The organism is Arthrobacter sp. LFS091 (assembly GCF_047977885.1).
Lineage (GTDB): Bacteria > Actinomycetota > Actinomycetes > Actinomycetales > Micrococcaceae > Arthrobacter.
The window spans coordinates 1-16,170 of record NZ_JBFPFP010000001.1; the positions used below are offsets into that span (position 1 = coordinate 1).

Here is a 16,170-nt window from a genome sequence, read left to right on the forward strand (position 1 = left end):
TGCGTGGCTTTCAACAACAAACAAGTTGCCTTGTTCTGGTGGGCGATACTGGGATCGAACCAGTGACCTCTTCCGTGTCAGGGAAGCGCGCTACCGCTGCGCCAATCGCCCGTTACCGGGTCCTTCATAGAAGGAGAGCGGACGACGAGATTCGAACTCGCGACATCCACCTTGGCAAGGTGGTGCTCTACCAGCTGAGCTACGTCCGCACATGTTGCCTGCCATGCTGATGCGTGGCTTTCAACAACAAACAAGTTGCCTTGTTCTGGTGGGCGATACTGGGATCGAACCAGTGACCTCTTCCGTGTCAGGGAAGCGCGCTACCGCTGCGCCAATCGCCCATGCATCCGACAAAAGCCGGAAGACATGGTTTTCACCGAGGTGGGTACGGGATTCGAACCCGTGTATACGGCTTTGCAGGCCGCTGCCTCGCCTCTCGGCCAACCCACCGTGTAAGCAGGATTCCGGGGAATTCTTGCCTTGACAGTGCCTTGCGAGCGGACGACGAGATTCGAACTCGCGACATCCACCTTGGCAAGGTGGTGCTCTACCAGCTGAGCTACGTCCGCAGTGTCGTTTCGGCGGGCAGCCCTTCAGGCATTCCGTCGCTTTCCGACGAGTAAAAACTCTATAGGAGGTTCCTGCAAACTCCAAATCGGTTGCTCGCTTTCGGGTTCGGAGGTGGCCGGATCCCTGCAACTACGCGGATCCTGGCGAGTTTCACTGCTGTAATTCCACGGCTGTAGTTAGGGTGGGGCGGCGAATGCCGGGCCCGTTTTGCATTCCGGCGCTGGTCCGTTAGTGTTTTCTATGCACCCGGGCGATTGGCGCAGTGGTAGCGCGCTTCGTTCACACCGAAGAGGTCACTGGTTCGAACCCAGTATCGCCCACTAAGAGAAACCCCCTGGACTTTTGTCCGGGGGGTTTCTTTCTGTCTTGGGTTTCTTTCTAGTCCGGCCAGCTGCGTCACGAAATACGCGCCGGAAGCACTTCCCCAACGTGCGCATACAAGAAGTACCCGATGAGTCCCACCCAGATCCAGAGTCTTCCCTATGCCTGGGCGACCTGGCCCTGACTGCCCCGATCCTTGCCGCAAAGCTCCGGCGACTGCCGCCGGAGCAGCTCGCCATTCTCTTCCCCTCGGAGAATGTCGGTCCTTTATGACACAGTCTTTATATGACTGCTCCACTGCTTGCCCACGCTACTGACTATGGCCGGATGTACGCCCGCTCAACCACCGCGCAATTCTCCGTGCCATCCATCACCACAGTGATCGGCCAACAGGCCCACACCTTGGACGGATGGTTCAGTTACATGGGCGCAAGCAGCCTGGCTGCCGACCCTGAGCTTCCCGCCATACTCGGAAGTCCGGCCAAAATCCGGCAAGCGATCAACAAAGCATCGAAGTCTGCAGAGCTTTACCGCGACCAGGCCGCTGCCCGCGGTGACAGGGTGCATACATACTGCGAGCAGGTGGCGTTGAGGGCGATGGGGCGGCCGCATCGCATGGAGGAATGCCGGGAAGACCTGGCAGCACACGGAGAGCAGGCCTTCGCGGCCCGGTTCGACGAGTGGTGGGACCTCTACCAGGTGGAGCCGCTGGCTCCCGAGATTACGGTATGGAACTCGACCGTGGGCTACGCGGGGACTCTGGACCTTGTTGCCCGGATCAATGGGCGCATTTGCCTCATCGACTACAAGACCAAGGGGACAACCCGTGATGGGACTGTCAAAGCCCTTGACGACAAGGTGGTCATGCAGCTCACGGCCGGAATGAAGGCCGAAGAAAGCCTGGTGGACCCCGTGACCGGACAATGGGAGCCCTGGAAGTATGGTGACAATCCCATGTTGCTCGCTGTCGCAGTGGGCGAAACTGAAGTGCGGCCGCAACGGGCCAACCCTGAGATTCTCAAGCACCACTGGTGGAAGTTCTGCGCTTTGCGCCGGGTGTGGGAGATGTCGGCGGAAGTTGCTGCCGCCGGACAGGCATTGCTGCCCGTCGCCCCGCCTGTGTTCGCGACGGCCGGAGCAGGGCAGGAAACAGCAGCGGCACGGTGACCTCAACTAAACTGGCTTAGGCTCCGCATCACCCGGAGCCGGGTTTGACGAACGTGAGGACTGACAGCACATGGCAATTATGAGTATCCGAATCATTGGGGATCCGGTGTTGCGCACCGTAGCTGATCCCGTTACTGAATTCGGTCCGGAGCTCGCCAAGCTGGTAGCAGACATGACCGAAACCATGGAGGATGTTGAGGGCGCAGGCCTGGCCGCACCCCAGGTTGGCGTTAGTCAGCGCGTTTTCACGTACCGCATCGGTGGCGTGGAGGGCCACATCATCAACCCCGTCCTGGAAAACAGCGAGGATTTCCAGCCCGACGAAGTTGAAGGGTGCCTCTCCATCCCCGGTTTGGGCTTCCCGGTGCGTCGGTACCGGACCACCCGGGCAACCGGCGTGGACCTGAATGGCAACCCCGTTTCGGTGGAAGCCGAAGGTATGTTGGCCCGGTGCTTCCAGCATGAAACCGATCACCTGGACGGTATCTTGTACACCGACCGGCTGGAGGGCGAAGACCGGAAAGCGGCCCTCAGGGCCATCCGTAACGCCAACTACCACGCCATCACGGAGCAAACCACGTCCAAGCGTGCCAACTCGGTTGGTTCCAGTTTTGGTGGCGGCAGCTTCGGGGTTTCCGAGTGAGGGTTCTTTTCGCGGGCACGCCCGCTGTAGCCGTCCCGTCATTGGATTCACTTGTCAAAGCCGGGTTCGATGTCGTGGCAGTCCTGACGCGACCCGACGCGCCGGTGGGCCGCAAACGCATCCTGACTCCATCACCGGTGGCGGCCCGTGCCGCGGAACTGGGACTGGACGTCATCAAGGCGGCGAAGGTAGACGCAGATACAACGGCCCGCATCGCGGAATTTTCTCCCGATGTGGCCGCCATTGTGGCCTACGGTGGAATCGTCCCGCGCGCAGCGTTGGGCGTACCCACCCACGGTTGGATAAACCTGCACTTCTCCTTGCTGCCTGCGTGGCGCGGTGCTGCACCTGTACAGCGTTCCATCATTGCCGGCGACGACATCACCGGGGCGGCGACATTCCAACTCGAGGAAGGGCTGGATACCGGCCCCGTCTTCGGGACGCTCACTGAAACCGTCCGCCCGGAAGACACCGCCGGCGACCTTTTGGACCGGCTCTCCGTGAGCGGTGCCGTATTGCTCAGCCAGACGCTTTCCGCGATTGAAGCCGGGCAGGCCGTGGCCCAACCGCAGACCGGTGAAGTGTCGTTGGCTCCCAAACTGACATTGGATGATGGGCGTCTGGACTGGAGCCAGCCCGCCCTTGCCCTCAATCGAAGGGCCAGGGGTGTCACACCGGAACCGGGGGCCTGGACCACCTTGGACGGCCAGCGGGTCAAACTTGAACCGGTGCTGCCAAGGCCCGACGTGAAGGACCTTGCGCCGGGAACCATCCGTGTGGAAGCCCAATCAGTACTGGTGGGAACCGGATCCCACGCCGTCCAGCTTGGCCGCATTCAGCCGGCCGGTAAGAAAATGATGTCGCCGGCCGATTGGGCCCGCGGCTTGGCAGCACCTGAGAGAGTGGTATTCGAATGAGCGAGTCCGGCCGGCGAGGCCCCAACAACAGCGGGAGCCGGGACGGTGGCGGACAAAGCGACCGTGGAGGGCACGGCAACCGGGGTGGGCAGGGGAGTAAGCGCAATGCCCAGGGCAGGGAGCGGAACAGGGGCCCGCAGCGCGGGTTCTCCACCAGTGCTCCTGCGCAGCGCACGCGCCGCGCTGATCCCGCCCGCCTGGTGGCATTCGAAGTCCTTCGAGCTGTTGCTTCCGAGGACGCCTATGCGAATCTTGTCCTCCCTGCCCGTATCCGCGAGCACCGCCTGGATCGGCGTGATGCCGGTTTCGCTACCGAGCTAAGCTACGGGGCGCTACGAGGCCAGGGTACGTATGACGCCATCCTGGCCCGCTGCGTGGACCGGCCATTAGAACAGCTTGATCCGGCCATCCTGGACGCGTTGCGAATTGGCGCGCACCAACTGTTGTCCATGCGGGTGCCTGCCCACGCAGCTCTGGACCAGACAGTTGGTTTGGCCCGTGCGGTCATCGGTGCCGGTCCGTCGGCGCTTATCAATGCCGTGCTCCGCAAGGTCACGGCACACACTTGGGATGAGTGGCTGGATACGCTCCTCGACCAGGAAACGGATGAGACGCGGATCGCCGCCCTGCGCCATGCACACCCGGAGTGGATTGTGCGTGCGCTGCGCCAGTCCTTGGTGAACCATGGACGTCCAAAGTCCGAGATTGACGCACTCCTTGAGGCCGACAATGCGGCGCCCGTGGTCAATTTGGTGGCGCTGCCCGGACTGGGAGACCTGGACGAAGCGTTTGAAAACGGTGCCACTGCAGGCGAGCTGGTGGAAGGTTCTGCCCTCTCGGCCGGTGGCGACCTGGGCCGTTTCGAGTCTGTCCGCCGCGGCACCACCCGGGTCCAGGACGTCGGCTCGCAGTTGGTTGCCCGCGCCTTGGCCGGCGTAGACCTCGACGGTGCTTCGCAGGACGGGGAACGGTGGCTGGACTTGTGTGCCGGACCCGGAGGCAAAGCTGCGCTGCTTGCCGCCTTGGCCCATCGTGACGGGGCCACCCTTCTGGCTAATGAACCCGCACCGCACCGCGCGAAGCTTGTCCAACAAGCGCTATCAGCTGTCCCCGCTGAGAGCTGGACTGTGCGGACCGGCGATGGGCGGGAGGTTGGTACGGAGCAGCCCGAGGCCTTCGACCGTGTACTGGTGGACGTCCCTTGCAGCGGATTGGGAGCTCTGCGACGGCGGCCGGAATCGCGCTGGCGCCGCTCACCGAAGGACATCGGCGACCTCGGCCCACTGCAGCGCGACCTCTTAAAGTCGGCAATTGACGCGGTCAGGCCCGGCGGTGTGGTGGCTTATGTGACATGCTCGCCGCACCCGGCGGAAACAACCGCTGTTGTGGGCGATGTGCTGGGCAAGCGGGAGGATCTTGAACTGCTCGACGCCGGACTGGCACTCGACCATGTCAGCCTCACCGGCAGCCTCGGTGCCGGCCACGAGCAGACGGCCCAACTGTGGCCGCATATCCACCAGACGGACGCGATGTTCATGGCGGTTATCCGCAAGAAAGCCTAGTCACATACCTGCAGCCGCAACGGACGATGTGTCCGTTGCGGCAGCCCGTTCACCATCTACCCGAAGGGCCTGCCTTGTCCCAGTGCTGTATCAACCCGAGCATCCTGTCCGCGGACTTCGTCAACCTTGAGTCGGAGCTGAAGCGCATCAGCAACGCCGACGCCGTTCATGTCGACGTCATGGACAACCATTTCGTGCCCAACCTGACTCTGGGTTTGCCCGTGGTTGAGAGGATCCAGGCAGTCAGCCCGGTTCCGCTGGATGCCCACCTCATGATCTCCGACGCCGACCGCTGGGCCCCTGCCTACGCTGATGCAGGCGTCGCCTCAGTGACTTTCCACGCAGAAGCGGCGATGGCACCGGTCAAGCTGGCGCGCGAGCTGCGCGCCCGCGGGGCGAAGGCGGGGATGGCGTTGCGCCCGGCCACCCCGGTGGAGCCTTATCTGGACATGCTCAGTGAGCTGGACATGCTGTTGATCATGACGGTGGAGCCGGGATTTGGGGGTCAGTCGTTCCTCGACATCACGTTGCCCAAGATCCGGCGCGCCAGGGCGGCGATTGAGGGATCGGGGGTTGGCGTGGCCATCCAGGTGGATGGCGGAATCACCGAAGAGACCATCGTCCGCGCGGCTGAAGCCGGCGCGAACGTCTTCGTAGCGGGATCCGCCGTCTACGGACATCAGGATCCGGCGGAAGCCATTGACCGTCTCCGGGCTGCCGGCCAGGCCGCTGCAGTGAGCATCTGACACCTGTCACGGATGTTACGAAGATGGCTGGGAATAGCCTGGGATTCTTTGTAGTTGTGGCAGAATAACAACACACATACGTGCTCCGGGGTCGGTGTAAGTCCGAACCGGCGGTTATAGTCCGCGACCCGCAAGCCGTCACGGCCCAGATTGTTGGGCCTTGGAGGCGAACGGTTGAATCGGTGAAATTCCGGTACCGACAGTTAAAGTCTGGATGGGAGAAGCACGTACAGTCATGCCTTGGGCGTTCCATCAGTGAACGCCCGGCATTGCGCTGTCGTACACCCCCGGAGTCATCGCGGCTTACTGGGAAGGAACGGCATGGACTTACTGCGATGGCTCTTCGAAGCTCAGATCCCCGTTGGAGGATCTGCTCTTGTCTTACGCGAAGTGCTTGGAAACATCTTTGGGTTGCTCAGCGCCCTCGGCGGAATGCGCCGGAAAGTCTGGGCCTGGCCGATCGGCATTATCGGCAACCTTCTTTTGCTGACGGTCTTCCTGGGCAATGTCTTTGGTGCCGCTGCGCCCGCGACCTTGTGGGGACAGGCGGGGCGTCAAATCATGTTCATTGCCGTGGCCATCTACGGCTGGCAGCGGTGGAGGCAGGGTCGGCAGTCCAGCAGCATGGGGCGTGCCGTAGTTCCCGGGTGGGCCAGCAACAAGGTCCGCCTCTCTCTGGTGGCCGCGATGATCGCCGGAACCGCGGCCCTGACACCGCTGTTCGATTCCCTGGGTTCCTACCCGCCGGTGTGGGCCGACGCGTGGACCTTCATGGGCTCGCTGCTGGCTACCTACGGCATGGCCAAGGGGTGGACCGAATTCTGGCTTATCTGGGTGGCCGTGGACATCGTGGGCGTACCGCTTCTGTTTAGTGCCGGTTACTACGCCAGCGCGGTCATGTACCTCTTTTACGGATTCTTCACCCTTACCGGATTCTTCGTGTGGTGGCGTGCCGAGAAGCGCGAACGGACACTCCTTCAACCCGGGGCTGCCCCGGTGGGAGCGGCCCGATGAACCACATGGACATGCTCGAAAACGCCGCCGGGCAGCAGGCCATGGAGGCCGCACTGGCCGCCGCGCTTCGCGGCCCAAGGGGAGCGAACCCGCTGGTGGGTGCAGTGATCCTCAGCCCGGAAGGTGAGCACCTGGCTACCGGCTACCATCGTGGCGCCGGGACGGCACATGCCGAAGCCGACGCCATCTCCGAAGCCCGCCGGCAGGGCATCGACACGGCCGGAACCACCATGGTGGTGACCCTCGAGCCGTGTAACCACGAAGGCCGCACCGGCCCCTGCGCGCAGGCCATCATCGCCGCCGGAATCGCCAAGGTGATTTACGCCGTCGACGATCCCCACGACCCCGCCGCGGGCGGCGCCCGGACGTTGCGCGCCGCCGGCGTTGAGGTCCACTCAGGTCTGGCGGCCGAGCGGGCGCGGGACCTGAACCGCGAATGGTTCGACGCCGTTGCCGCCAAGCGTCCCTTCGTCACCTTGCATATTGCGCAGACCCTGGACAGCCGGATCGCCGCCGTGGACGGCACCAGCCAATGGATCTCCAGCCCCGAATCACTGGCGGACAACCACGGCCTCCGGGAGTTGATTGACGCGATCCTGGTGGGCACCGGAACGGTGCTGATTGATAACCCGCGGCTCACGGCGCGCACACCGGACGGGGAGTTGTCGCAGCACCAGCCTTTGCGGGCAGTCATGGGACTGAGGGATGTTCCCGAGGACGCCGCAGTACGGGGAAGCGACGGACGATTCGTGCACCTGCCCACCAGGGATCCAGCCGAGGCCCTTGACCGGCTCTTCGCTGACGGCGCCCGGCACGTGATGGTGGAGGGTGGCTCGAGCATCCTCAGCACCTTCCTGGCTGCCGGCCTGGTGGATGAATTGATCATCTACCTTGCGCCGACACTTCTGGGTTCCGGAACGGCCGCGCTGAATGACCTGGGGATCACCACCTTGGCCGACGCCCAGCAGTGGTCGTGGGACGACGCCGGCGGCGGAGCCGTCCGAACCCTGGGCAATGATCTTCGCCTTCACCTGCGGCCCACCCGGGCCGTCAACACCAAGAATTCAGTTCCGCGCAGGGAAGCTGCGGAATATGTCACAGGAGGACACTGATGTTTACCGGAATCGTTGCCGAACAAGGCACTGTGCTGGGCATTGAGCATGAAGGCGATGCCAGCGCGACCCTTCGCTTGAAGGCACCCACCACCACCGACGGCCTCGCCTTGGGCGGTTCCATTGCCGTCAACGGGGTGTGCCTGACCGCCACCCGGATTGACGGCCAGGATTTCAGCGTCGACGTCATGGGCGAGACCCTCGTCCGCACCACCATTGGTGAGCTGGCACCGGGAGACACGGTCAACCTGGAACGCTGCGTTCCCGCCGGCGGCCGCCTCGACGGCCATGTGGTGCAAGGCCATGTGGATGGGGTGGGCGAGCTCGTCGAACGTGAAGCACTGGGCAACTGGGACCGCCTCCGCTTCGGCGTACCTGCCCCGCTGGCACGGTACATTGCGGAGAAGGGGTCGATCGCCGTCGACGGTGTTTCACTGACGGTGACCGCCGTCAGCGCGGCGGCAGAGACCGCGCCATGGTTCGAGGTGGGACTCATCCCCACCACGTTGGAGGAGACCGGACTGGGGGCCAAGCCCGTGGGTGGCCGCGTCAACCTCGAAGTGGACGTGCTCGCCAAGTACACCGAACGCCTGTTGTCTTTCGCGCCCCAGCAGGGGAGTGCGCGATGAGCGTCCCCACGCACTCCGAAACCCCGGCGAACCGTCGTACCGGCCTCGATCCGGTGGAGGCCGCTGTCGCTGCCATGGCCGCAGGCAAGGCGGTCATTGTGGTGGACAACGAAGACCGCGAGAACGAGGGCGACATCATCTTCGCTGCCCAACACGCCACGCCAGCGCTGATGGGCTGGACCATCAGGTATTCGTCGGGCGTCATTTGCGTCCCCTTGGAAGGCGAACGGGCTGATGCCTTGATCCTGCCGCCCATGGTGGAAATCAACGAAGACGCCAAAGGCACCGCCTACACCGTTTCGTGTGACGCCGCCATCGGTGTCAGCACGGGCATTTCGGCGACCGACCGCGCCCTTACCGCCAGGATCCTGGCTGACCCGGGCAGTTCCCCGGCCTCCATCACCCGGCCCGGGCATATTTTCCCGCTGCGGGCCGTTAAGGGAGGAGTGCGTGAACGTCCGGGACATACGGAAGCTGCCGTGGACTTATGTCGTCTCGCCGGGCTTGCCCCGGTGGGTGTGATCGCAGAGTTGGTACATGACGACGGTGAAATGATGCGCTTGGACAGCTTGCGCGACTTCGCCTCCGAACATGGATGCCCCCTCATCTCCATTGAGGACCTGGTGTCATATGTTGGGAAGGCGGAGTCCGGCACGGCACATCATTCACAGGCAGACGAGGAGAAGCGATGACCGCATCGACAACACGCAGCAGCGACCACACGGACCCCGTTCCGCCTTCTGTAAGCGGCGGGCCAATCGTGCAGCTGCCTACGGCTTTCGGCGAGTTCATCGCCCAGGCCTGGACCGATCATGAGACGGGTCATGAACACCTGGCCGTGAGCTCACCGAACCCGCCCAAGGGCGGCAAGGCGCCCCTGGTGCGCCTTCATTCCGAGTGCCTCACCGGAGACGTGTTCGGATCCTACCGTTGCGACTGCGGTGAGCAACTCGCCTTCGCTTTGGAGCTCATCCACGCCGAGGGTGGAACCCTGCTGTACCTGCGCGGGCAGGAAGGCCGCGGGATTGGGCTGGCCAACAAGATCAAGGCCTATGCCCTTCAGGAAGCCGGTTTCGATACCGTCGAGGCCAACGAGCAGCTCGGCCTCCCGGTGGATGCACGCTCCTACAGTGCGGCAGGCCAGATCCTGGCCGAGATGGGCCTGCACGAGGTCCGCTTGCTGAGCAACAACCCCGACAAGCAAAACCGCCTTGCCCAGGCCGGAGTGTCAGTTGTGGAGATGGTTCCCACCGAGGTTCCATCCCGCGAACAGAACCTGCGGTACCTGCAGACCAAGAAAGACCGGATGGACCACATGCTGGCCCTTGATGTAGAGCCCGTCAGCAACGGTAAAACCCCGGCAGCACGCCCCATTGACAAGAACCACGACTGAACGGATCCACGGAACACCATGAGCGGACACGGCGCGCCCACTATCGACCTCACCACCCTCAACCCCGAGGAAACCTCGCAGCTCAGGCTCGCCATTGTCGCGGCCAGCTGGCACACCCAGATCATGGACGGCCTGGTGGACGGTGCCCTCCGCGCCGCCAAGGAAGCCGGCATCGCAGAGCCCACCCTGGTGCGCGTTCCGGGCAGTTTCGAGCTTCCCGTCGCAGCGGCCAGGCTCGCTCCGCACTTTGACGCTGTAGTGGCGCTGGGCGTGGTCATCCGCGGCGGAACCCCGCACTTCGACTACGTCTGCCAGGCAGCGACGTCGGGACTTACCGACGTCAGTGTCCGCACCGGAGTGCCTGTGGGCTTCGGCGTCCTCACCTGTGACACCGAGCAGCAGGGCCTGGACCGGGCCGGCCTCCCGGGTTCGCAGGAGGACAAGGGACACGAAGCAGTAACTGCTGCCCTCGCAACGGCAGTGACGCTGAAGCAGTTCAGCTAGAACCGCCGGCTGAAGGGGATGTGGGTGTGTCTTCACTCACATCCCCTTCGTCATGCAACGCCCCAACAAGCGGCGGCCGCCTCAGAGCAAGTAGTCTGGAGGGCGTGAAGAATTTCGAGACGCTGTTCGCAGAACTGAGTGAGAAAGCAGCGACCCGCCCGGCAGGTTCGCGCACGGTTGCCGAACTGGACTCCGGAATCCACGGAATCGGCAAGAAAGTGGTCGAAGAGGCCGCCGAAGTGTGGATGGCCGCGGAGTACGAATCGGACGAAGCCGCCGCTGAGGAAATCTCCCAGTTGCTGTACCACCTGCAGGTCCTCATGCTCGCCAAGGGCCTCAGCCTGGAAGACGTTTACAAGCATCTCTAGCCACGCCACTCCGCGACCCAGTCGCGGAGTCAGCTGCGTGGCCGATGTGCCTGAACCTCCATTCCAAAAGAAAGTCTCCCCAATGCTCCGTGTAGCAGTCCCCAACAAGGGATCCCTGTCCGAAGCCGCCTCGGCAATGCTGTCCGAGGCCGGTTACCGCCAGCGCCGCGACTCCCGCGAACTGGTCATGGTGGACCCCGACAATGACATCGAGTTCTTCTTCCTCCGTCCCCGCGACATTGCTGTTTACGTCGGCCAGGGAACCTTGGACGTTGGCATCACCGGCAGGGACCTCCTGCTCGACGCCAAGGTCGAAGCCGAAGAATTGCTTCCTTTGGGCTTTGCGCCTTCCACTTTCCGGTTCGCCGGCCCTGTCGGTGACTTCAACGGCGTCGAACAGCTTGAAGGCAAACGCCTGGCCACCAGCTACGACGGCCTCTTGCGCGACTACCTCGCCGAGCGCGGCGTAAACGCCACGGTTGTCCGCCTCGATGGTGCCGTGGAATCGTCGGTGCGCCTCGGCGTCGCCGACGCCATTGCCGACGTCGTTGAAACGGGCAACACCCTCAAAGCTGCCGGCATGGAGATCTTCGGGGACCCTATCCTGAAGTCCGAAGCCGTCCTGATCCGCCGCTCCGGTTCGGGTGGTGCCGCCAACGGGACCGCCAAGGAAATCGACATCCTCATCCGCCGCCTGCAGGGTGTCCTCGTGGCACGCCAGTACGTGCTGATGGACTACGACATCCGCAAGGACCTGGTGGAAGACGCTGCCGCGCTGACCCCGGGGCTTGAATCGCCCACGGTATCGCCGTTGCGTGACTCCGAGTGGGTTGCGGTGCGGTCCATGGTTCCCAAGAAGGAAACCAACCGCATCATGGACGAGCTCTACGACCTCGGGGCCCGCGCCATCCTGGTCAGCAGCATCCACGCCTGCCGGATCTGATCACCGCATTCATCGAGCAGACCCAGCAGAATTGAGGAGCAGCACATGGCTGTAGCCGTACGCGTCATTCCCTGCCTGGACGTCGACGCCGGTCGCGTCGTGAAGGGCGTCAACTTCGAAGGCCTCCGGGATGCCGGTGATCCCGTGGAACTGGCACACCGCTATGACAATGGCGGAGCAGACGAACTCACGTTCCTCGACGTCACGGCCTCATCGGGCAACCGCGAGACCACCTTTGACGTGGTCCGCCGGACCGCCGAGGAAGTCTTCATTCCCCTCACCGTGGGCGGCGGGGTCCGTGGCGTTGCGGAGGTGGACAAGCTCCTGCGCTTTGGTGCGGACAAAGCCTCCATCAACACCGCGGCCGTGGCCAGGCCCGACGTCATCGACGAGATCACCCGGCACTTCGGTTCGCAGGTCCTGGTGCTCTCCGTGGACGCCCGCCGGACCCGGGAAGGCGACGTCCCGACGTCGTCCGGTTTTGAAGTCACCACCCACGGTGGCCGCACGGGTACCGGCATCGACGCGATTGCCTGGGCAAAGGAAGCGGCCGACCGGGGCGTAGGGGAGATCCTGCTCAACTCCATCGACGCTGACGGCACCAAGGACGGATTCGATCTCGAACTGATCCGCTTGGTCCGCTCAGCGGTGAACATTCCGATCATCGCTTCCGGCGGCGCGGGAAAACCCGCACACTTCCCGCCTGCGGTGGAAGCAGGCGCGGACGCTGTCCTGGCGGCTTCGGTCTTCCACTTCGGCCCGGACGACATGATTGCCCAGGTGAAAGCCGCCATCCGCGAGGCCGGTTTCGAGGTCCGCTAGCTTCTCCAGACACGAACGCGGGGTCACTTCCGGCCCATGATCCCCTTGAGGATGGGCCGGAAGTGACCCCGCGTTGTTGCTTAAAGGCCGATGTCCGCTGACTGCAAAAGCGCGACGGCGTCCGGCTGGCCCTCGTAGGTGACCAGGGCCTGGCTGGTGCGTCCGTGGGCGTGCATCAGGAGTTCGCCGGGGTCGCCAACAATGGCGACGGAAACAGGCGCGCGCTTGGCCACGTGTCGGGGTCCGGTGGGCCGGACCAGGACGATTCCAAGGTCCACGCCGCGATAAAGGAAGGCGGCGCGTTTGATCAGCTCGTCCCAAAGTGCGTCAGAGTAGGCTTCGTCGAGTGCGCGGGGAGCCCAGCGGTCACCGGCGCGGCGGATGTCCTCGGTGTGGACGAAGTATTCGATGAGGTTTGACGTCTCATCCAGCGCCTTGATCCTCAAAGGGGAGAGGGCCGGCGGACCCGCCCGAAACGTCTTCACAAGTTCCGCGTACGCGTCAGAGTCCTTCAGCTTGGCGGCCAAAGTGGATGTCGCCTTCTCGGAGGCCTTGCCAAGACTGGGGATCAACAGCCCCAGTCCTACGGCGATCTTCCGCTCGCGCAGATACAAATGCGCAGCAAGATCCCGTGTCTGCCACCCTTCGCAGAGCGTGGGGGAGTCAGGGCCGGCCGCAAGCAGGGTCTCGGCCAGTACTTCTCGGGAAGGATCGACGAAATGCATCACTTGTGAAACTAGCACGATCAGGGCGCTCTTGCGCAGTGGAACCGCCGCAGAATCCGGGTCCCGCCATAGGCACTAGACTTGATCTGATGTCAGAGCAGTCCGCCCCCAGCCCCTCTCCCGCCGCGGAGCTTTCCAGCGACCCCACGGGCCCCTTGCCCCAGGAGATAGCACGCGCCCTCAAGCGCGATCCCGCTGGCCTGGTAGCCGCCATCATCCAGCAGCACGACACCCGCGAGGTCCTCATGCTCGGTTGGATGGATGACGAAGCGCTGCACCGCACCATGACCTCCGGACGCGTCACCTTCTACTCCCGTTCCCGGCAGGAGTACTGGCGCAAGGGCGACACTTCCGGACACGTTCAGTTCGTGAAGTCAGTCGCCCTTGACTGCGACGGCGATGCCCTCCTGATTCGCGTGGACCAGATCGGCGCAGCCTGCCACACCGGTACCCGGACGTGCTTCGACGGCCGCGACCTCAGCGTCGTTACGGGCCACCGCGACTAAGGCACCCACCACTTTCCACTGACGCACCACCTCAGACCAAAAGGCGGAGAAAATAGCCATGCAGGACCTTGGAATCATCAGCCCGGGCCTGGAAGAGTTCCGCGAACTCGCCGTCCACAGCCGTGTCATACCCGTCCGACTCAAAGTCCTGGCCGACGCCGAAACCCCTATTGGTTTGTACCGAAAGCTTGCCAAGGGGCAGCCCGGAACATTCCTTTTGGAATCGGCAGCAGTAGGCGGGGCATGGTCCCGTTACTCCTTTATTGGGTCCAAATCCCGGGCCACGCTGACCACCAAGGATGGCCAGGCCCACTGGATCGGCGAACCACCCGTCGGCGTGCCGGTCACCGGTAACCCGGTTGAAGCCGTCCGGGACACCATCGCTGCGCTCCAGACGGACCGTTTTGACGGCTTGCCTCCGTTCACGTCCGGCCTGGTTGGTTTCCTGGGCTGGGAGGCCGTGCGCCACTGGGAGCGGCTGACCTCCCCGCCGGAGGACGACCTGCAGCTGCCCGAGATGGCCCTGAACCTCGTTACCGACATGGCAGTCCACGACAACGTGGATGGGACAGTCCTCCTGATCGCCAACGCCATCAACTTTGATGACAGCTCCGAGCGCGTGGACGACGCCTGGCACGACGCCGTAGCGCGGGTGAAGGGGCTGCTTGACCAGATCAGCACTCCGGTGGCCCAGCCCGTCTCAGTGCTGGAAAAAGCAGCCTTGGACTTCGGCTCGAGCGTGCAGGAACGGTGGGACGAAGCCCGGTACCTTGAAGCGATTGATCGCGGCAAGGAAGCGATCGTCGACGGTGAAGTTTTCCAGGTGGTGATCTCGCGGCGCTTCGAAATGGACTGCGCGGCCGACCCCCTGGACGTCTACCGGGTCCTGCGCAATACCAACCCCAGCCCGTACATGTACCTCTTCAGCCTTGAGGATGCCGACGGCCGTGAGTACTCGATTGTGGGTTCTTCGCCCGAGGCCCTGGTGACGGTAACCGGTGAGGAAGTCATCACCCACCCGATCGCCGGCTCACGCCCCCGTGGCAAGACAGTTGAGGCCGACAAGGCCCTGGCTGCTGAACTGTTGGCCGACGAGAAGGAACGCTCCGAGCACCTGATGCTGGTCGACCTTTCGCGGAACGACCTCTCGAAGGTGTGCGTCGCAGGCACAGTGGACGTCACGCAGTTCATGGAAGTGGAGCGGTTCAGCCACATCATGCACCTGGTGTCCACGGTGGTGGGTCAGCTTGCTCCGCACGCCAAGGCGTACGACGTCCTCAAGGCCACGTTCCCGGCGGGTACGCTCTCCGGCGCCCCCAAGCCGCGTGCATTGCGCCTCCTGGACGAGCTCGAACCACACCGGCGCGGCATCTACGGTGGCGTCGTAGGCTACCTGGACTTTGCCGGTGACATGGATATGGCCATCGCCATCCGTTCCGCCCTGCTGCGGGAAGGACGCGCCTACGTGCAGGCCGGCGGCGGGATCGTGGCGGATTCGCACAAACCCTCAGAAGCGCTGGAAACAGTGAACAAGGCAGCAGCACCCCTGCGGGCCGTCCACACAGCCGGCTCGCTGCACAATATCTCCGGTGACTCGGTGCTCGACACTGACAAGGTCGACGGCGGGACAACCGCACCATGAGCACGGCGACGACACCCCGTTGGGCGCGAAAGGCAACCTTGGTCCTGGCCATGACGGTGCTCGCACTCCTGGTCTTTGGGGCCACCACCCAGACTTGGGTTGAGGTCCAGCTGGACCCTAACGGAGCATCCAACAGCAACCTCCACGTCCAAGGAAACAAAGCGGCTACTGCCGTGACGGCATTGGCCCTGGTGGCCTTGGCGGGCGGCTTGGCTGCTTCCATCGCCGGGAAGATCGCGCGACTGGTCATTGCCGCAATCATCGGGCTGTCCGCAGTGGGCATCATCCTGGCCGCCATTACGGTGGCGGTGGATCCGCTCGGTGCGGCGCAGGGTTCCATCGCTGCAGCAACAGGCATCTCCGGCGGGCAGGCCAGTGTCACCACCACGGCATTCCCCATCCTGGCTGTCGTGGCGGGCGCGCTCCTGGCGGTCTGCGCTGTAGTGCTGCCCGTTGCCGGGCGCCACTGGAAGTCGCGGACCAAGTACGACACCCGTACCGGCGGTCAGCAAGGCGGTAACGGGCCGGTGGACGAGATCGACAGCTGGGACAGCCTCTCGCGGGGTGAAGATCCCACGTAGCGCGT

At 63.7% G+C, this 16,170-nt stretch carries 18 protein-coding genes, 6 tRNA genes and 1 riboswitch; of the genes, 18 read left to right on the forward strand and 6 right to left on the reverse strand.

Translation table 11 applies throughout. The annotated features are described in order from the left end of the window. Positions 1–36 precede the first annotated feature (36 nt). The 5 genes from ACNQOP_RS00005 to ACNQOP_RS00025 all read right to left on the reverse strand — a co-directional run bounded on the left by ACNQOP_RS00005 (position 37) and on the right by ACNQOP_RS00025 (position 569). Positions 37–111: transfer RNA gene (locus ACNQOP_RS00005), tRNA-Val, on the reverse strand. A gap of 25 nt (positions 112–136) precedes the next feature. After that, positions 137–209 (reverse strand) — tRNA-Gly (locus ACNQOP_RS00010). 57 nt (positions 210–266) lie between these two features. Then, positions 267–341 (reverse strand) — tRNA-Val (locus ACNQOP_RS00015). A gap of 38 nt (positions 342–379) precedes the next feature. Further along, positions 380–450, reverse strand: a tRNA-Cys gene (locus ACNQOP_RS00020). A gap of 46 nt (positions 451–496) precedes the next feature. After that, positions 497–569, reverse strand: a tRNA-Gly gene (locus tag ACNQOP_RS00025). A gap of 249 nt (positions 570–818) precedes the next feature. Here ACNQOP_RS00025 and ACNQOP_RS00030 point away from each other — a divergent pair. The 15 genes from ACNQOP_RS00030 (at position 819) to hisF (ending at position 12,711) form a co-directional block, all read left to right on the forward strand. Beyond that, positions 819–890, forward strand: a tRNA-Val gene (locus ACNQOP_RS00030). Positions 891–1,176: 286 nt separating this feature from the next. Then, positions 1,177–2,058, forward strand: coding sequence for a cytochrome (locus tag ACNQOP_RS00035; protein ID WP_416402857.1), 882 nt, complete (start codon positions 1,177–1,179; stop codon positions 2,056–2,058). 70 nt (positions 2,059–2,128) lie between these two features. Then, positions 2,129–2,701 (forward strand): peptide deformylase, encoded by a 573-nt coding sequence (gene def, locus ACNQOP_RS00040; RefSeq protein WP_257368343.1) that lies wholly within the window; start codon positions 2,129–2,131, stop codon positions 2,699–2,701. After that, positions 2,698–3,618, forward strand: a complete 921-nt coding sequence (gene fmt, locus ACNQOP_RS00045; protein WP_416402860.1) for a methionyl-tRNA formyltransferase — start codon at positions 2,698–2,700, stop codon at positions 3,616–3,618. Before def ends, fmt begins: the two co-directional genes overlap by 4 nt. Continuing rightward, a complete protein-coding gene (locus tag ACNQOP_RS00050) occupies positions 3,615–5,180 on the forward strand; it encodes an RsmB/NOP family class I SAM-dependent RNA methyltransferase (RefSeq protein WP_416402861.1) in 1,566 nt (521 codons plus the stop codon). The genes fmt and ACNQOP_RS00050 overlap by 4 nt, the downstream gene beginning before the upstream one ends. Positions 5,181–5,254: 74 nt before the next feature. After that, positions 5,255–5,926, forward strand: a complete 672-nt coding sequence (rpe, locus tag ACNQOP_RS00055) for a ribulose-phosphate 3-epimerase (RefSeq protein WP_416402862.1) — start codon at positions 5,255–5,257, stop codon at positions 5,924–5,926. A gap of 76 nt (positions 5,927–6,002) precedes the next feature. Further along, positions 6,003–6,157, forward strand: a riboswitch (FMN riboswitch). A 90-nt stretch (positions 6,158–6,247) separates the two neighbouring features. Continuing rightward, positions 6,248–6,940 (forward strand): nicotinamide riboside transporter PnuC, encoded by a 693-nt coding sequence (gene pnuC, locus ACNQOP_RS00060; RefSeq protein ID WP_257368338.1) that lies wholly within the window; start codon positions 6,248–6,250, stop codon positions 6,938–6,940. After that, positions 6,937–8,052: a bifunctional diaminohydroxyphosphoribosylaminopyrimidine deaminase/5-amino-6-(5-phosphoribosylamino)uracil reductase RibD gene (gene ribD / locus ACNQOP_RS00065; RefSeq protein WP_416402864.1), complete on the forward strand. Its 1,116-nt coding sequence runs from the start codon at positions 6,937–6,939 to the stop codon at positions 8,050–8,052. The genes pnuC and ribD overlap by 4 nt, the downstream gene beginning before the upstream one ends. Continuing rightward, positions 8,052–8,681 carry a riboflavin synthase gene (locus ACNQOP_RS00070; RefSeq protein ID WP_235520529.1) on the forward strand — a complete coding sequence of 210 codons (630 nt, stop codon included), beginning with the start codon at positions 8,052–8,054 and terminating at the stop codon, positions 8,679–8,681. The genes ribD and ACNQOP_RS00070 overlap by 1 nt, the downstream gene beginning before the upstream one ends. Next, positions 8,678–9,373 (forward strand): 3,4-dihydroxy-2-butanone-4-phosphate synthase, encoded by a 696-nt coding sequence (gene ribB, locus ACNQOP_RS00075; RefSeq protein ID WP_235520530.1) that lies wholly within the window; start codon positions 8,678–8,680, stop codon positions 9,371–9,373. The genes ACNQOP_RS00070 and ribB overlap by 4 nt, the downstream gene beginning before the upstream one ends. Further along, positions 9,370–10,074 (forward strand): GTP cyclohydrolase II, encoded by a 705-nt coding sequence (ribA, locus tag ACNQOP_RS00080; RefSeq protein WP_416402865.1) that lies wholly within the window; start codon positions 9,370–9,372, stop codon positions 10,072–10,074. Before ribB ends, ribA begins: the two co-directional genes overlap by 4 nt. An 18-nt stretch (positions 10,075–10,092) precedes the next feature. Continuing rightward, a complete protein-coding gene (gene ribH, locus ACNQOP_RS00085) occupies positions 10,093–10,578 on the forward strand; it encodes a 6,7-dimethyl-8-ribityllumazine synthase (protein WP_257368336.1) in 486 nt (161 codons plus the stop codon). A 104-nt stretch (positions 10,579–10,682) separates the two neighbouring features. After that, positions 10,683–10,946 carry a phosphoribosyl-ATP diphosphatase gene (locus ACNQOP_RS00090; protein ID WP_018778638.1) on the forward strand — a complete coding sequence of 88 codons (264 nt, stop codon included), beginning with the start codon at positions 10,683–10,685 and terminating at the stop codon, positions 10,944–10,946. Positions 10,947–11,028: 82 nt separating this feature from the next. Continuing rightward, positions 11,029–11,889, forward strand: coding sequence for an ATP phosphoribosyltransferase (gene hisG / locus ACNQOP_RS00095; protein WP_416402866.1), 861 nt, complete (start codon positions 11,029–11,031; stop codon positions 11,887–11,889). Positions 11,890–11,934: 45 nt separating this feature from the next. Then, on the forward strand, positions 11,935–12,711 hold the full coding sequence (gene hisF / locus ACNQOP_RS00100) for an imidazole glycerol phosphate synthase subunit HisF (RefSeq protein ID WP_235520532.1): 777 nt from the start codon (positions 11,935–11,937) through the stop codon (positions 12,709–12,711). Positions 12,712–12,791: 80 nt separating this feature from the next. Here hisF and ACNQOP_RS00105 read toward each other — a convergent pair whose 3' ends face one another. Continuing rightward, positions 12,792–13,436 carry a TIGR03085 family metal-binding protein gene (locus ACNQOP_RS00105; RefSeq protein WP_235520533.1) on the reverse strand — a complete coding sequence of 215 codons (645 nt, stop codon included), beginning with the start codon at positions 13,434–13,436 and terminating at the stop codon, positions 12,792–12,794. 89 nt (positions 13,437–13,525) lie between these two features. Between ACNQOP_RS00105 and hisI the strand changes: the two genes are divergently transcribed. Genes hisI through ACNQOP_RS00120 form a run of 3 tightly spaced genes read left to right on the forward strand, consistent with a single transcriptional unit; the run spans position 13,526 to position 16,165 of the window. Beyond that, on the forward strand, positions 13,526–13,942 hold the full coding sequence (hisI, locus tag ACNQOP_RS00110; protein ID WP_416402869.1) for a phosphoribosyl-AMP cyclohydrolase: 417 nt from the start codon (positions 13,526–13,528) through the stop codon (positions 13,940–13,942). A gap of 58 nt (positions 13,943–14,000) precedes the next feature. Further along, the gene (locus ACNQOP_RS00115; RefSeq protein ID WP_416402871.1) at positions 14,001–15,584 is read left to right on the forward strand and encodes an anthranilate synthase component I; all 1,584 of its coding nucleotides are present in this window, start codon (positions 14,001–14,003) and stop codon (positions 15,582–15,584) included. Then, a complete protein-coding gene (locus ACNQOP_RS00120; protein WP_416402873.1) occupies positions 15,581–16,165 on the forward strand; it encodes a Trp biosynthesis-associated membrane protein in 585 nt (194 codons plus the stop codon). The genes ACNQOP_RS00115 and ACNQOP_RS00120 overlap by 4 nt, the downstream gene beginning before the upstream one ends. Positions 16,166–16,170: the final 5 nt, after the last annotated feature.

What these genes read in the sequence shown, in the direction of transcription:
- def (WP_257368343.1), top strand. Translation starts at nt 2,129, where the DNA reads ATGGCAATTATGAGTATCCGAATCATTGGGGATCCGGTGTTGCGCACC.
- hisF (WP_235520532.1), top strand. Translation starts at nt 11,935, where the DNA reads ATGGCTGTAGCCGTACGCGTCATTCCCTGCCTGGACGTCGACGCCGGT.
- hisG (WP_416402866.1), top strand. Translation starts at nt 11,029, where the DNA reads ATGCTCCGTGTAGCAGTCCCCAACAAGGGATCCCTGTCCGAAGCCGCC.
- ACNQOP_RS00050 (WP_416402861.1), top strand. Translation starts at nt 3,615, where the DNA reads ATGAGCGAGTCCGGCCGGCGAGGCCCCAACAACAGCGGGAGCCGGGAC.
- pnuC (WP_257368338.1), top strand. Translation starts at nt 6,248, where the DNA reads ATGGACTTACTGCGATGGCTCTTCGAAGCTCAGATCCCCGTTGGAGGA.
- hisI (WP_416402869.1), top strand. Translation starts at nt 13,526, where the DNA reads ATGTCAGAGCAGTCCGCCCCCAGCCCCTCTCCCGCCGCGGAGCTTTCC.
- ribA (WP_416402865.1), top strand. Translation starts at nt 9,370, where the DNA reads ATGACCGCATCGACAACACGCAGCAGCGACCACACGGACCCCGTTCCG.
- ACNQOP_RS00035 (WP_416402857.1), top strand. Translation starts at nt 1,177, where the DNA reads ATGACTGCTCCACTGCTTGCCCACGCTACTGACTATGGCCGGATGTAC.
- ribH (WP_257368336.1), top strand. Translation starts at nt 10,093, where the DNA reads ATGAGCGGACACGGCGCGCCCACTATCGACCTCACCACCCTCAACCCC.
- ACNQOP_RS00115 (WP_416402871.1), top strand. Translation starts at nt 14,001, where the DNA reads ATGCAGGACCTTGGAATCATCAGCCCGGGCCTGGAAGAGTTCCGCGAA.
- ribD (WP_416402864.1), top strand. Translation starts at nt 6,937, where the DNA reads ATGAACCACATGGACATGCTCGAAAACGCCGCCGGGCAGCAGGCCATG.
- ACNQOP_RS00120 (WP_416402873.1), top strand. Translation starts at nt 15,581, where the DNA reads ATGAGCACGGCGACGACACCCCGTTGGGCGCGAAAGGCAACCTTGGTC.
- ACNQOP_RS00105 (WP_235520533.1), bottom strand. Translation starts at nt 13,436, where the DNA reads ATGCATTTCGTCGATCCTTCCCGAGAAGTACTGGCCGAGACCCTGCTT.
- ACNQOP_RS00070 (WP_235520529.1), top strand. Translation starts at nt 8,052, where the DNA reads ATGTTTACCGGAATCGTTGCCGAACAAGGCACTGTGCTGGGCATTGAG.
- ribB (WP_235520530.1), top strand. Translation starts at nt 8,678, where the DNA reads ATGAGCGTCCCCACGCACTCCGAAACCCCGGCGAACCGTCGTACCGGC.